The 13,984-nt window shown below is 69.9% G+C and carries 10 protein-coding genes; 3 read left to right on the top strand and 7 right to left on the bottom strand.

The annotated features are described in order from the left end of the window. Nucleotides 1–11: 11 nt before the first annotated feature. Entirely contained in the window at nt 12–3,356 is a 3,345-nt protein-coding gene (locus WMF46_RS20110) for a DNRLRE domain-containing protein (protein WP_437987084.1), read from the bottom strand. Between the two features lie 854 nt (nt 3,357–4,210). Between WMF46_RS20110 and WMF46_RS20105 the strand changes: the two genes are divergently transcribed. Then, nucleotides 4,211–6,658, top strand: coding sequence for an SUMF1/EgtB/PvdO family nonheme iron enzyme (locus WMF46_RS20105; RefSeq protein WP_437987083.1), 2,448 nt, complete (start codon nt 4,211–4,213; stop codon nt 6,656–6,658). Nucleotides 6,659–6,982: 324 nt separating this feature from the next. On the opposite strand, the gene WMF46_RS20100 is transcribed toward WMF46_RS20105, so the two are convergent. The 3 genes from WMF46_RS20100 to WMF46_RS20090 all read right to left on the bottom strand — a co-directional run bounded on the left by WMF46_RS20100 (nt 6,983) and on the right by WMF46_RS20090 (nt 9,153). Continuing rightward, the gene (locus WMF46_RS20100; protein WP_437980858.1) at nt 6,983–8,371 is read right to left on the bottom strand and encodes an IS1380 family transposase; all 1,389 of its coding nucleotides are present in this window, start codon (nt 8,369–8,371) and stop codon (nt 6,983–6,985) included. 105 nt (nt 8,372–8,476) lie between these two features. After that, on the bottom strand, nt 8,477–8,923 hold the full coding sequence (locus WMF46_RS20095; RefSeq protein ID WP_437987082.1) for a hypothetical protein: 447 nt from the start codon (nt 8,921–8,923) through the stop codon (nt 8,477–8,479). Then, on the bottom strand, nt 8,893–9,153 hold the full coding sequence (locus WMF46_RS20090; RefSeq protein ID WP_437987081.1) for a putative quinol monooxygenase: 261 nt from the start codon (nt 9,151–9,153) through the stop codon (nt 8,893–8,895). The genes WMF46_RS20095 and WMF46_RS20090 overlap by 31 nt, the downstream gene beginning before the upstream one ends. Before the next feature lie 357 nt (nt 9,154–9,510). Between WMF46_RS20090 and WMF46_RS20085 the strand changes: the two genes are divergently transcribed. Together WMF46_RS20085 and WMF46_RS20080 are read left to right on the top strand one after the other, a co-directional pair. Further along, on the top strand, nt 9,511–10,218 hold the full coding sequence (locus WMF46_RS20085; RefSeq protein ID WP_437987080.1) for a response regulator transcription factor: 708 nt from the start codon (nt 9,511–9,513) through the stop codon (nt 10,216–10,218). 3 nt (nt 10,219–10,221) lie between these two features. Next, on the top strand, nt 10,222–11,658 hold the full coding sequence (locus tag WMF46_RS20080) for a HAMP domain-containing sensor histidine kinase (RefSeq protein ID WP_437987079.1): 1,437 nt from the start codon (nt 10,222–10,224) through the stop codon (nt 11,656–11,658). 79 nt (nt 11,659–11,737) lie between these two features. Here the strand turns inward: WMF46_RS20080 and WMF46_RS20075 are convergent, their stop codons facing one another. The 3 genes from WMF46_RS20075 to WMF46_RS20065 form a co-directional block, all read right to left on the bottom strand. Beyond that, nucleotides 11,738–12,175 carry a hypothetical protein gene (locus WMF46_RS20075; protein WP_437987078.1) on the bottom strand — a complete coding sequence of 146 codons (438 nt, stop codon included), beginning with the start codon at nt 12,173–12,175 and terminating at the stop codon, nt 11,738–11,740. Nucleotides 12,176–12,295: 120 nt separating this feature from the next. Continuing rightward, nucleotides 12,296–13,303, bottom strand: coding sequence for an anion permease (locus WMF46_RS20070; RefSeq protein WP_437987077.1), 1,008 nt, complete (start codon nt 13,301–13,303; stop codon nt 12,296–12,298). Next, the gene (locus tag WMF46_RS20065; protein ID WP_437987076.1) at nt 13,300–13,938 is read right to left on the bottom strand and encodes a DUF47 domain-containing protein; all 639 of its coding nucleotides are present in this window, start codon (nt 13,936–13,938) and stop codon (nt 13,300–13,302) included. The genes WMF46_RS20070 and WMF46_RS20065 overlap by 4 nt, the downstream gene beginning before the upstream one ends. Nucleotides 13,939–13,984 lie beyond the last annotated feature (46 nt).

Genomic DNA, 13,984 nt, shown 5'->3' with positions numbered 1-13,984 from the left:
CGTGTCCAGGCTCATTCCACGTCAGGACACGAATACCCGATCTCCCAGTCCTGCACCTGAACTCCGCCTGCGCCGTCGCTCGTCGGATTCAGCGTCAGCTGGAGCTCGAGGTAATCCGCTTGCGCTCCCGGCAGCGCGCCGAGATCGACGGCGCACGACGGCGTCGAGGTGTCGTTGCACACCTGGGTATCGGCCGGCGTCGCGCGGGCGGTCGCGGCGAGCGTCACGGCCGCTGCGCCGAGATCGGCGGTGTCGTCGGCCGAGCGCACGAAGAACTCGACGCTCGAGTCGCCCGGCGTGGTCGTGCTGTACGTGAGGTATTCCCACCGGGCCTTGGTCCCCGACGGGCAGACGCCGTGGTAGCGCTCCCAGGTCGTGGTGATGGGCGAGAGGGCCTCGGCAACGCACGGGACGGTCACCTGGACCTTGCCCCCGGGGTTCTCGCGGATGGTGGAGCAGGTCTGCGGGCAGAGCTTCACGTTCGTGTTTCCGGAATCGAAGTACCAGCCCCCCGCGCCGCAGCTGCCGACCCCGGCCCGCGGCGTGAGCGTCGTCTCCACGCCGGCGGCGTTCTCGTAGACGACGGACACCGACGCGGGATCCAAGACCCCCGCGATGGGGACGGCGACGTCGCAGGGCAGCGCCTCTCCGCGGATCGAGACCAGCGCATCGAGGAGGCTAGCTTGCAGCGTCGGGCCAGCGATGAGGTTGAACGCCTGTCCTCCGCCTTGATCCGCGATGAGGTTGATGAGCGTCGTGTTCGAGTTGCCGAAGCCCACCGCGTGCACTCTAACGCCGTGGTTCACGAAGGCGTTTCGCGCCAGGTTTCCGATGGCGTTGGGGACGGTGTTGCAGCTCGACGGGACGCCGTCGGTGAGGAACACGACGGCGACCTCCTCCTCGGGATGGGCGTTCTTGTAGTTGATCGCCCAGGTCGTGGCGCCGTCCAGCGCCGGATACATCGGCGTGTCGCCGGTGGGCGTCGGGAAGTTGATGAAGGCCTGCAGGAGCTTGATCTCTTGCTGGTCCCCCATCGCCGCAGCCGCCTCGGTCAACCTGTCGGCCGCGGCGCCGTTGAACGGGACGAGCGGCAGCGCGCAGCCGCCGCCGCCGGCAGGCGGACAGGAAGGGGTGTCGTTGCAAGGGCCCGGGTTATCGTGCGGCCAGAACCGGAACGCGACGCCGAGCCCCGCCGACGCTGGATCCTGGAAGAAGGCCTTGAGGGCGTTCGTGGCCGGAATCCATCGATCGTTGATCGTGTCGTCAAACGATGAGCTCAGATTCCGCCGCATCGAGGTGGATCGATCGAGCGCCACAAACAACGTGACCGGCCTGACCTGCGCGGCGCTGGCCGTGGCGGTGCAGGCGGGCGACCCGCACTCACCCGATTGATAGACGCTCCCGTTGTTGCCGCACTGGCACTCGGCGATCTGCCCCGCGCCCGGCGGATTCACGATGAGCTCCATGCCGTCGGCCACGCCCGTGCAGCCCGCCACGCTGATGCACTCGCCCGGCTCGATCGGCGCTGTCGTCGTGCAGGCGAGGGTGCCGCCCGTCGGGTTGCACGCGTCGAGGATCCGGCTCGGGGCGGAGGACGGCAGCTGGTTTGCGGTGGAAGCATACCGGTGGATGGCGATGCCCGCGGGCGCCTGCGTGGTGCCGCGGTTGCAGACGGGGATCGTCCCGCCGCAGGGCACGCCGATCGTGAGGTCCGGGAGGGAGCATTCGGGGTTCGTCTCGCCCGGCAGGTAGGCATTGCAGCTGCCCTGCTCCGGGCAGGTCTCGCCGCAAACGCTCTCCACGAGGTCGACGCAGCTCTGCGTCCACGCACCGCCCGGCGCGCAGCAGCTCGGCGACACATCGCAGACCTGCGCCACGCACGAGTTGCAGCCCGCGTTCAGCCGCTCGCCGGGGTAACACTTGTCGTGCGCGCAGTCCGGATCGGTCTCGCAGCTGGAGCCGCATAACGACCCGGCCAGGGCGACGCAGCTCGCGTCCCATTGCGGGGCGACCGAGCTGCACGTCTTGGGGGCGCACTCGGTGTCGACATAGCCCGCGCAGGTCGCGCTCCAGATCCCCGTGCACCTGCCGCCTTGCAAGATAGTTCCCGGGGGACATACGCCGCCGGGCGCGGTGCAGCGGCCTGGGAAGACGCAGGTGCTGCCCGTGCCGATCATCGCAGTGCACTGCGCCGTCGTGCTGCACGTGATGTCGCAGCAGCGCGGATGGTTCGCGCAGATGGTCGCGATGCACGCGTCGCCGCAGGTCGTGTTCATGTTGGTCGCGGCGCCGGGAGCCGCCACGCAGGCGTCGTGCGCGCAATCGCTCGGTACGGCCGTCTGCGTGCAGCAGTTCGGGTTGGCGTCGCAGACCTTCGTGACGCAGCCGCTGCACGTCGACAGCAGCGAGTCGCCCGTCGCGCACGGATCGTGTGCGCACGCGCCCTGCGCGGGGTTGTCGCAGTGCTGGTCGAACTGGCAGTCCTCGCCGGTCGTGCACGGCTCGTTCGTGCCCTTCCGCGCGACGGCCTCGGGCAGCTCGTCGAGATCGCCGACCGACCAGCCGTAGGTCGCGCCGGTCCCCTCGAGGTCGACGGGGCTCCCGCCCGGCGGCCCCTCGAACGACTCGCCGCCGCAGGGCGCGCACGGGCCCCCGCAATCGACGCCGTTCTCGCTGCCGTTCTGGATCCCGTCGTCGCACGTGACGTAGCAGACGTCGAGCTTCGGCCGGCTCGCGATCTCCGGCCGCTCGCTGCTCTTGAACTCGCTCCTCACGACCGGATCTTCCTCGATGAGGACGCCGTGGTTCTCGGCCTCGCCGCTCACCCACGCGCGCGCGAGCGCGGTGAGGTCGGAGGAGCGGACGCCGGCCGCCCCGCCGCCGGTGAACGACGCGGCGATCGCTGGATCGAAGGACTCTCCGAAGCTCCCCCAGGTCGCGGTGGACTCCGCCCAGGCGCTCGTGACGCGGTGGACGCGGACCGTGCTGGTGTCCGCCTTGTAGATCTGCGAGAGCGACAGGTTCGCCGACACGACCTCGGCGTTCGATGGGAGGCTGGAGAGGTCGAACCGGAGCAAGCTGCGCCGGATCCCGCCGCTCGCGCTCGTCCCCGAGCTGAGCGCCACGTTCGCGCCGTCGTTCCACGTCGGCGCGTTCTGCCAGAGCACGACGTCGGCCACGCCCGCTGGTCCGGCGCCGCGCTGGACGGTGGTGCACACCTGTCCTTCGGTCGATAGTTCCTGCGCGGCGCGCGCCACGCTCTCGTCGCCGTCGTCGCCCGCGCCGCCGGGTTCGGCGCCGCACGAGGCCGCGAGGGCGCCCGCCAGACCAGCGCACAGGGCGCTGAGTATCTTCATTTTATCTCTCATGCAAAGGTTCTCCGTGACAGGTGTTGTGGTTCGCCGCGCAAGGCTTCGCCGCGCGCAAGGCCAGAGTCGTGTGGCCCCACGGTCATGAGCGCTGGGTACGAGGCGAGGTGCGGCGTGAGTCGCTGCAAAAGCCCAAGACAAATATCCATCCATGGTCCGCCGCTCACGCATGCGTGTCAAGACGTGAAGGCGACGATTTCGTGATTCGGACATGGGATGCGGGCTGCCGGCAGCGCGTTCATGGTTGAGGTTTTTGCAATTGTTTGCGTGGTCCGCAACAACTGCGTCACACACGGATCGGCCGCAAGATTTTGCGAATTGAATTGTTTGCGCGGTCTGCATCGCATCTGCATCGCTTGCAACATTTTGCGAAGCTGTCATCAAGGCGGCGGCGGATGAGCCACGTGCGAGTCTCACCGGCCGGTCAATGCCGATCGATGGCCGGCCGGAAGGTCGGTTGTCCTTGGAACAGGCAATTCACGGCTTGGCCGCTCGCCAGGCACTGCATGGAACCTGGAGGGCAACACGGGGAGACACGAGCTGTGGGGGCGCTGCCGCTCGGTGCGCGAGAAGGCGGGTCGCAGAGAGTGCCAGCGGCCACGCCAGGGCGGTTACGTTGAGAGTCAATTCCAGGGGCTCAGGTCGGGGCGAGCCGTATGAACCCGCGAGGATGGTGCGAGACGCGGGAACCGTGCGAACCGTGCGAACCGTGTGAGCCGTGCGAGACCACCGCGCGGGCGCGACGATGGGCTTGACTTCCAAGGGGTCGTTTGCTCTTCCTGTAGATTCCCCTGGTCGACTCGCCGCATCACGCGCCTTCCCGGCTGGCACCTCGGACGTCCGTGCAGAAACCCATCGACGTATTCATCTCCTACGCGCGCAGGGATGAATCCGCTCTCCGGGAGCTCGTGTCCCACCTGGCGCCCATGCAGCGACAGGGGATCCTGCGGGCGTGGCACGACCGGGAGCTCGAGGCCGGCGCCCGATGGGAGGAAGAGGTGCGCGAGCGCCTCGAGGCGGCGCAGCTCATCTTGCTGCTCGTCAGCTCGGATTTCATCGCCTCGCCGTCCTGCTGGGACGTCGAGATGGAGCGCGCGATGGCCCGCCACGCGGCCGGCTCGGCGCGGGTCATCCCGATCCTGCTCAGGGCGTGCGACTGGAAGGGCGCGCCGTTCGGTCACCTCGCGGCGTTGCCGGACAACGAGCGCCCCATCCAGGGCCGGGCCGATCGCGACGAGGCCTGGACCGACGTGGCGCTCGGCATCCGCGCCGCGCTCGAGAAGAACGAGAAGAGCGACAAGAGCGACAAGAGGCGCCCGCGCGCGCAGAGCCACAGGCCGACCTACCCGGACGCCGAGACCCGCAGGCTCGCCCAGGAGCTGGAGCGCGCGCGCGTGCGGCTCGGGGCGCTGCAGCTCGCGGGCGGCGACACGGCCGAGGCGCAGCGCGAGGTCCTGGAGCTCCGGCGGCAGCTGCGCGAGGGAGGCCAGCTCCGCGCCGGCGACAGGCTGGGGCAGCGCGGCAGGTACCTGCTCCTCGATCGCGTCGGGCGAGGCGGCTTCGCGAACGTGTGGCGCGCGCGCGACGACGAGCAGGGCCAGGTCGTCGCCATCAAGGTGCTGCACTCGAGCCTCGCGGAGGACGCGCTCCGGCGCGAGCGCTTCTTCCGGGGGGCCCAGCGCATGGCGGGGCTCGATCACCCCGGCGTCGTGCGCGTGATCGAGCCGCACGGCGAGGACGGCGGCTTCCACTTCTTCATCATGGAGTTCGTCAGCGGCGGCGACCTGCACCAGGCGGTCCTCCAGCAGCGCCTCCCGGCAGCGCAGGTGATCCCCCTCGTCCTGCGCGTCGGCGAGGCCCTGCGCGCGGCGCACGCGAAGGGCCTCGTGCACCGCGACGTGAAGCCGGCGAACATCCTGCTCGAGCCGTCGGGCGAGCCGCGGCTCACGGACTTCGACCTGGTCGCGGCCGCGGACACGACCGGCGGGACGCGGACGGGGGCGCTCGGCACGTACGTGTACAGCGCGCCCGAGTCGATGGACCGGCCCCAGGACGCCGACGCGCGGGCCGACGTGTACGGCCTCGGGATGACCGCGCTCTTCTGCTTTCACGGCGCCCAGCTGCCGGCCGAGGCGGTGCACGACCGGGCGGCGTTCCTGCGGGAGCTCTCATGCGACGGCACGGTCAAGGCCGTCCTGGAGCAGGCCGTCGCGTGGAAGCGCGAGAAGCGGTACGCCAGCATCGACGACCTCTGCGCGGCGCTGCGCATCGCGAGCCGGCCGCGGGGCGCGCTGCAGGCGCGGCGCGGCCCGTCCGAGTCCCCTCCGGCCGCGCCGCCCGTGGCGGTGGTGCCCTCCGCCACGGCGACGCCGGCGACCGGGATCCCTGCCGTCGGATCCGCGGCCTTCACCGCGCCGGCGGGGAGCCCGGGGGCGATCGTGGCCCGCGCCGTGGACGCCGAGGAGGACGCCGGCCGCGCCGCGAGCGCGCCCAAGATCGAGATGGCCGTGATCGTGGGCGGGCGTTTCTGGATGGGCAGCGCGGACGAAGACGTGTTGGCGAAGCCCGATGAGCGCCCGCGGCGGCAGGTGCTGGTCGCGGCGTTCAGGATGGGCGTCTATCCGACGACGCAGCGGCTCTACCGCGAGGTGATGGGCACGAACCCGGGGCTTCCCGCGAGCGACGAGCTCCCGGTGAACAACGTCAACTGGTGGGACGCGATCGAGTTCTGCAACCGTCTGTCCGCGCTACGAGGGTTCGGGCCCGCATACCAGCTCGAAGGAGAGGGCGTGATCTGGAATCGCGAGGCGAACGGCTATCGGCTCCCCACAGAGGCAGAGTGGGAGTACGCGGCGCGGGGCGCCCGCGGACGCATGTATCCGTGGGGGGATGAGCCGCCGTCGGACCAGCTCGCCTGGAGCGACGCGCGCATCAAGAGCCCGGTGCTCGCCATGCGGGCCGGACCCAGCCCCGTGGGGTACTACCCGAAGGGGGCGTCGCCGTTCGGGATCCTCGATATGGCGGGCAACGTCTGGGAGTGGTGCTGGGACTGGTACGGCGATTACCAGGCCGTCGAGGGGCCGGTGAGCAATCCGGTCGGGCCTTCCATCGGCTACGGGCGCGTGCTCCGCGGCGGTTCGTGGCGGGTGGTCGCGAAGAACCGGCTGCGGGCCGCGGCGCGCCACTTCATGTTCGCCAGCGCGAAGAACGCCGACGTCGGCTTCCGCTGCGTCCGCGGCTCGATGCAAGCCCACAGCGCGAAGCCGCCGGCCGGGCAGCCGGGGCGGTGACGGCGGCGCAGCCCGCGAGGGCCCCTCGCGCCGGTTGCTGTCCGCGCCGACGGGCCGCGCCGGGAAGAGCTGCGCCAGAGCGATCGAGCGACGGGGCGAAACGCTCCAAAGTCCCGGGTCGCCGCGCCGTTTTCGGCGTGGTGGCAATCTTGGCTGTAGTACTAAGCGTGGATTTCGCGCCTACGGGGCACGAGTGGGCCGACGGCGACGCGCGAGTGGCGTTCCGCCGACGAATGCGACGTCGATTACAATCGGGTGCGCTCAGCGCGGCGCAAAGGCACACGCCCCCCTTACCCCCCACCATGATTTCGGCTGGTTCTGGGCTCAATTGAGCCGGCGAGCGAGCTGCGAGCGCTCCGGCACGTGCAGCTTCGTGCACCGACTCGAGCGGGCCAACCTTCCAGGGACGAGGATCAGCGCGCGCCGCAACCACGGCGTTCGCCAGGTCGCGAGGTGCGGAACATGGTCGAGGACATACCGGCGCATCAGGTTGGCGGTCAGCAACTTCAGCAGCAGCGCGGCATGATTGGCGTTGAAGCTATGGCTCGGCACGCGACCGCATCCCCATCCGTGCTTGAGATCGCCGATGAGTGGCTCGATGCCCGCGCGCAGGTCATACCGCGCCGCGACGTCTTCCGGCGCTTCGACCGGCTCGTTGGTCAAGAAGACCTGCACCGTGTAGTCGAGGCCCTCCCAGAGGTAGATCTGCTTGCCGTTCTCCCGATCGCGTGTGCGTACGGCGATCACGCGGACTCCATTCGGCCAACCGCTGCGCCGGAAGGGGACCTCGGTCACCTGCCGTCGAGGACGACCGTCGGCATCCCGGTCGATGGTACGCCATCCGGTGGCGTACGCGACCCTGCCGACCAGATCAGGGCTCATCCGCGCCTTGGTCAGGAAAAAGCATTCCTTCGTGGCGACGGCGTGCATCAAGGCGCTGCAATCCCCCGCGCCGTCGATCCGCACGTAGATGGCCGCGCTCGGCGCTGCGGCGCGCGCCCGGTCGATGCACTCCTCGACGAAGGGCACATCGGCTTCGCCGAAGCTCGTGTCGCCCGGTCGCAGCTTGGCCCCGACAATGGCCTCGACCTCGGCGATGCGCGCCAGGATCGGATGATAGCTCGGCCGGCCACGGTAGCGTGGGTTCGGGCCCGGAAGTGCCCCCTCTTGCATCCCGAAGAGCGGCTCCACGGTCGTGTCGACGTCGATGTGCACGAAACGGTGCTTTCGGCGAGCAACGAGGGCGAGCCCGTGGTCGACGACCATGCTGTGCAGCGCTTCGAGCGCCTCCTCATCGAACCGGCACAGGTCCCGGTAGACGGTGTCGATGCTCGGGACGACGCCGCCGGCGAGACGCACGAAGAGCGGATCGACGGCGAGCGCCTCGATGCCGAAGACGCGCTCCTCGCCGGCGAGCGCGCTGTCCATCAGCAGGCGCATCTGCGCAGCCATCGGGTAGATGACCGTGCGGCCGGTCTTCAGCCGGGAGAACCAGCGGCTCAGGGCCGCGTCGATGCCGAGCTCGCGGATGAAGGCGCCGAACGGGGCGAGCCCTGCGACGCCCGTCAGGTTCTTCTCCGTGGGCTCGACGTGAATGCTGCGAGGGTCTGGCCGCCGGATTCGCTCTTGGTGCCGTCCGTCGCCTTTCCTCTTGAACCCGAGCTCGCGTCGACGCACCTTGGAGGTGCTCGGCGTGTGCCTTCGTTTGGTCATAGCAACCCGGACGGGTCGCCACGCCGAGCCTTTCTTTCAAGGACTTCCGTTTACGACGGCGGATTTCTCACGCCTCGGATCGGTTTCGTAGGCGCGAAATCCACGCTAAGACCCCTCGACCAGATCTCGTAGCTGAGCCAGCTCCTGATCCACCCATTCTCTCTGCTCGTCGAAAGCCGCCTCGGAGCACCCCGGCGGCGCCTGTATGGTGAAGAGGAGCAGGCTCCCGGGGCCGTGCCGCACGATGCGCATGGGCATCCGCAGCTCTCCGCTGCCTGCCTCCGCGCAGTGCCAGACCACGCCCGCGGCTGGATCTGCGTCGTAGCGGAAGCGCACGTCTCCCTGGGGGGAGCTCACGATCCAGCGCTCCCCCTCCTGTCGCAATCCCTGGCAGAAGCGCGTGCTCCAGCGGGGCAGGAGGCGGATGTCCGCGGCCAGACGGAACGCCGTGTCCAGGGGAGCGCGCGTCAGGGCGAGGGCTGTATATCGCGTGTCCCCCGGCTCGCGGCCCGGAAAGTAGCTCACCTCCAGGCGCTCCAGCAGCGCACGCATGCGCGGAAACAAGGCGGCTCCGTGAGGCGAGCCGCAGTGGGCGGCCAGCGCCTCCCGTCTTGATAGCGGTCCAGGACCACATAGCGCCCAGGCGCGCCGTCCCTGAACAGATCGTAGCTGAGCGTGCCCGGCTCATGGGCCCGGACTGCAGCCGCGTGGGTCCTGAAGATCGCCTCGAACTCCGCCTCGGAACCCGCCTTGGCCTGCGCGCGCTTGATGCCACCGATCATGAGTCCTCCTTCCGACCTCGCGGAAGTTACGCGCTGGCGGGCCGGCCGACTTGGAGGATCTTGCGCTCGGTCGGTGGCTGCCCTCGGAGGCGCCGGACGGCCGACGGGCTGCACCCGATCTCCCGGCGAAACCCATGGGTGAAATGGCTGCCTCAAAAACAAGGGCCGCCGAGGTGGCAGCCAGCCCGCCCACGGTCAGCCACCGCGGCCCAGGGCCGGCCGGGCCGGCCCTGGGCGATGGTCGTCCCAACCCGGAGGGTTCGTGCAGCGCTCGCGGCCGCATGCCCGCTGCATCCATGTTAAGCAACGGTTAGCGGGCGTCTCCGCCAGGCGCGCGAATGTTACGCTGCGGTGACGATGGCAGTTGAGAGGTGCGCAGCGTCGATCGTGTACATCGAGGACGACGAGAAGCTCGCGCGGCTCACGGCGCGGTACCTCGAATCGCACAACATGCGCGTCACGGTCGCGGCCGAGCCCCGCGAGGGCATCGCCTGCGTCCTGCGCGAGCGCCCCGACGTCATCCTCCTCGATCTCATGCTCCCCGAGATCGACGGCTTCGAGGTCTGCCAGAAGCTCCGCGCCCGCGTCGATACGCCGATCATCATGGTCACGGCGCGCGGCGAGGAGACGGATCGCGTGCTGGGCCTCGAAGGAGGCGCGGACGACTACATCGCCAAGCCGTTCTCGGCGCGGGAGCTTCTGGCGCGCATCCGGGCGCAGGCGCGGCGCGCCCGCGGCCTCGCGGGCCCCACCTCGGAGCGCCGCCTCGTCACCGGCTCGCTCACCATCGATCCGGCCGCGCGGCGGGCGATCTTCGACGGCGCCGAGCTGTCGCTCACGACCTACGAGTTCGATCTGCTCTACACGCTGGCCGGGCGCGCAGGGCGCGTGCTCACGCGCGAGCAGCTCGTCGATCTCGTGCGGGGCAGCGCAGACGAGGCGTTCGATCGGTCGATCGACGTGCACATCTCCCACTTGCGCAGGAAGCTCGGCGATGATCCGAGGAGCCCCCGGATCATCAAGACCGTCCGCGGCATCGGCTACGTCTTCGCCGACGACGCGTGAAGCATGGCGATCCGGGATCTCCTGCGCGGGCGGCTGGCGCTCCGCATCTACCTCGTGGGGCTCGCGCAGATCGCGGTCGTCGTGGCCGGCTTCATCGCCGTCATGGAGCTGAACCGGCGGACCGGCCAGAGCCCCGGTAGGCAACAGCTCCGGTTCATCGCGAGCGTCATCGCCCGATCGATCGACGATCCGCACGACCCGCACGACCCGCGCGCGCTCGAGGGCGTCCTCGCGAGCGCGCGCGAAGAGCTGGGCGCCACGATCACCGTGATCGATCCGGACGGCGCGGTCCTCGCGAGCGGCGCCCCCGCGGGGGCTCTGCGCTGCGCCCCGACGGGCTCAGCCTGGCCGCCGGATTCCGAGACACCGCGCTGCTATACGTCTCCGATACGCTTTCCGGACGGCCGGGACGGGCTGGTCGAGCTGATGGCCCCCCCGCCGCCGCCGCCGTTCAGCGGGCTGCGCGTGATCGCCTTCGTCCTCGTCGTGGTCGGCGTCTCGTCGTGGCTCCTGGCGCGCACGCTCACGCGCCCGCTGCACCAGCTGTCGGCTGCCGCGCGCGCCTTCGGCGGCGGCAACCTGAAGGCCCGCGCCGTCCTTCCGAGCCGGGACGAGCTTGGCGAGGTGTCCCGCGCCTTCGACGAGATGGCCGACCGTGTGACGGAGCTGTTGCGGGCCGAGAGGGAGCTGCTCGCCAACGTCTCGCACGAGCTGCGCACGCCCCTGTCGCGCATCCGGATGGCGCTCGCGCTCATCTCCGAGGCGGAGGGAGACGTCGCCGTCGCGCGGGAGCTGCTCGCCGACGTCGGCGGCGACCTTGACGAGCTCGAGCGGCTCATCACCGACGTCCTCACTGCCGCGCGGCTCGACCTCGAGGACGCCGCCTCGCCAGGCGGCATCCCCCCGCTCCGGCGCGAGCACGTGGACGTCGCCGGTCTGCTCGCGCACGCGGCGTCGCGCTTCTGCGCGGCGCATCCGAAGCGGACGCTGCGGATCGACGTGCCCGAGGATCTGCCCTCGATCGACGCCGACGCCGTGCTCCTCCGGCGCGTCATCGACAATCTGCTCGAGAACGCCCACAAGTACACGGACCGGACCTCCGCCGCGATCGAGCTCGTTGCACGCGGTGGGAGCGAGGTCACGATCGAGGTGATCGACGAAGGCGTCGGCATCGCCGCCGCGGACCTTCCGCGCGTATTTCGACCGTTCTTTCGCGCCGACAGGAGCCGCACCCGCGCGACTGGAGGCCTGGGGCTCGGCCTTACGTTGGCGAAGCGCATCGTCGACGCCCACGGGGGCCAGATCGAGCTCGTGAGCGCCCCGAACAAGGGGACGCGCGCGCGCGTGCGGCTCCCCATCGCGCGCGCGCCGGCGGCTGGTCGCGACGACGATCGCGTCGATGGGCTGGAGATGCGCGCGCGCAAGCGCGGCGAAGGCTAGGTGTTTCGAGGAAGCCACCGCCCCCGGCGGTCGCGAGATAACGACGTTCCAGGCCCGAGCCGGCGGGCCTCGCATGGCGTCACTGGGCCGCCCCGGGCACGCAGAGGCCCATCATGCAGCTGTTGCCGGCCGCGCAGTCCTGCGCTCCGGCGCACGGGAACGAGCATCGTTGCGCGGTCAGGTTGCACCTGTGCGTCCCGCAGCTCGCGTCGGACTGACACGGCAACGCCAGAGGGTTTGTCGTGGTTCCGGCCGCGGTCGCCGTCGTCGTGGGCGCCGCGGTGGTCCCCTGTTGCGGGTAGGCTTGCTGCGGATACCCCTGCTGCGGGTATCCTTGCTGCGGATACCCCTGCTGTGGATACCCCTGTTGCGGGTATGCCTGCGTGGTTCCTTGCTGAGGATATCCTCCCTGCGTCGTGGACGGGTCCTGCGCCGGAGGCTCGCTGGAGCACGCGGTGATCGAGATCGGCGTGGTGAAGAGTGCGAGGGCGAACAGCGACGAGACTTTCTTTTTCATAGAGCTGTATCCCCGAGCCTGCGGGATCCCTGTTCTGGAGGTGTGAACGGATTGTGAGCGATTGTGTTGCTCGCCTCGAGGCGAGCACGGCGCCCCGGCCCCCGCGTTCGCAGGCCTCGGTCAGGGCGCTCCGGTCACCGCGCGGGCCGCGGCGTAGGTGAGGGCAGCGAGCAGCGCCGAGGCCGGGATGGTGAAGATCCAGGCCCAGACGATGCGGCCTGCCACGCCCCAGCGCACCGCCGACAGCCGGCCGCTCACGGCGCCGACGCCGACGATCGCGCCGGTGATCGTGTGGGTGGTGCTCACCGGGACCCCCAGCGCGGTCGCGCTGAAGAGCGTGGCCGCGCCGGCGGTCTCCGCGGCGAAGCCGCCCACCGGCTTGAGCTTGGTGATCTTCATCCCCATGGTCTTCACGATCCGCCACCCGCCCGACAGCGTGCCCAGGCCCATGGCGGCGTGGCAGACCAGCACCACCCAGAGCATGGGCTGCATCTTCGCGCCGCCCTCCTGGACGCCGGTCGAGACGAGCAGCGCGGTGATGATGCCCATGGTCTTCTGCGCGTCGTTGCCGCCGTGCCCGAGCGAATAGGCCGCTGCCGAGAGCAGCTGCAGACGCCGGAACCGCATGTCCACCGTGCCGGGCGCCGAGCGCCGCCCGAGCCGCCGGATGGCGTGCATCAGCACGAACCCGAGCGCGGAGCCCACGAGCGGCGAGGCGACGATGAACGCCGCGGTCGTCCCGAAGATCTTCGCGTCGAGCACAGAGACGCGGCCGGCGTTGAGCACGGCCGCGCCCGCGAAGCCGCCCATGAGCGCGTGCGAGGACGACGAGGGCAGGCCCCACCACCAGGTGAGCAGGTTCCAGAGGATCGCGCCGGTGAGCGCCGCGAGGATCACGTTGGGGGTGATGAAGGCCGGCTCGACGCCCTTGGCGATGTTGCGGGCGACCGTCGGCTCGAACAGGGCGAACGCGATGAAGTTGAAGAGCGCGGCCCAGACCACCGCGCTCCGCGGGGAGAGCACCCGTGTGGAGACCACGGTGGCGATGGAGTTGGCGGCGTCGTGGAAGCCGTTGATAAAATCGAAGGCCAACGCGACGACGATGATGGCGATGACGTAGGTCGTCATGCGTGCTCGAGCACCACGCCCTCGATGACGTTGGCGACGTCCTCGCACCGGTCCGTGGCGTTCTCGAGCTGATCGTAGATGTCACGCCACTTCATCACGAGCAGCGGGTCGCTGCCCTGCTTGAAGAGCGCCGCCAGGGCCACGCGGTAGTGCGCGTCGGCGGCGTTCTCGTGGCGGTTGATCTCGACGCAGAGCTCGAGCAGCCGGGCGCGGTTCTTCACGTCGCGGAGCGAGCTGGTCGCCGCGCTCATGGTGACGCACGCGGCCACCACCGACTCCGCGAGGAGGCGCGCCTCCGCTAGCACGCTTTTGATCTCGAAGAGGACGATACGCTCGCTGGCGGCCTCGATGCAATCGAGCACGTCGTCGAGTCGGGTGATCAGCGCGTGGATCTCCTCCCGATCGAGGGGGGTGATCCAGGTCCTGTGCAGCGCAGCAAGGCAGCTGTGCGTGATCCGGTCCCCCTCGTGCTCGATCTCCTTGATTCTCTTGGCGATGGCCGGGGCGTCCTCCAGCCGGTCGAGCATTTCCAGGAGGAGCTTGCTCGCCGTGGCGCTCTTCTGCGCGTGCTCGGCGAGGGCGTCGAAGAAGAAGGCGTCCTGGGTCAGTCCCATGCCGAGTTGATAATCCGGCATCGCGGGGCCCGTCAACGCGCGTAAACGAATCCAAACGCCTCGTTCA

Origin of the sequence: Sorangium sp. So ce117 (genome assembly GCF_051524395.1) — a bacterium.
In the GTDB taxonomy this organism is placed as follows: Bacteria; Myxococcota_A; Polyangia; order Polyangiales; family Polyangiaceae; genus Sorangium; species Sorangium cellulosum_B.
This window is presented reverse-complemented; position numbering and strand designations above follow the sequence as displayed.

Coding starts and splice junctions, on each gene's coding strand:
- WMF46_RS20095 (WP_437987082.1), bottom strand. CDS start 8,923: ATGCGTGCGCTGCTGGAGCGCCTGGAGGTGAGCTACTTTCCGGGCCGC.
- WMF46_RS20075 (WP_437987078.1), bottom strand. CDS start 12,175: ATGAAAAAGAAAGTCTCGTCGCTGTTCGCCCTCGCACTCTTCACCACG.
- WMF46_RS20100 (WP_437980858.1), bottom strand. CDS start 8,371: ATGACCAAACGAAGGCACACGCCGAGCACCTCCAAGGTGCGTCGACGC.
- WMF46_RS20070 (WP_437987077.1), bottom strand. CDS start 13,303: ATGACGACCTACGTCATCGCCATCATCGTCGTCGCGTTGGCCTTCGAT.
- WMF46_RS20065 (WP_437987076.1), bottom strand. CDS start 13,938: ATGCCGGATTATCAACTCGGCATGGGACTGACCCAGGACGCCTTCTTC.
- WMF46_RS20080 (WP_437987079.1), top strand. CDS start 10,222: ATGGCGATCCGGGATCTCCTGCGCGGGCGGCTGGCGCTCCGCATCTAC.
- WMF46_RS20110 (WP_437987084.1), bottom strand. CDS start 3,356: ATGAAGATACTCAGCGCCCTGTGCGCTGGTCTGGCGGGCGCCCTCGCG.
- WMF46_RS20085 (WP_437987080.1), top strand. CDS start 9,511: ATGGCAGTTGAGAGGTGCGCAGCGTCGATCGTGTACATCGAGGACGAC.
- WMF46_RS20090 (WP_437987081.1), bottom strand. CDS start 9,153: ATGATCGGTGGCATCAAGCGCGCGCAGGCCAAGGCGGGTTCCGAGGCG.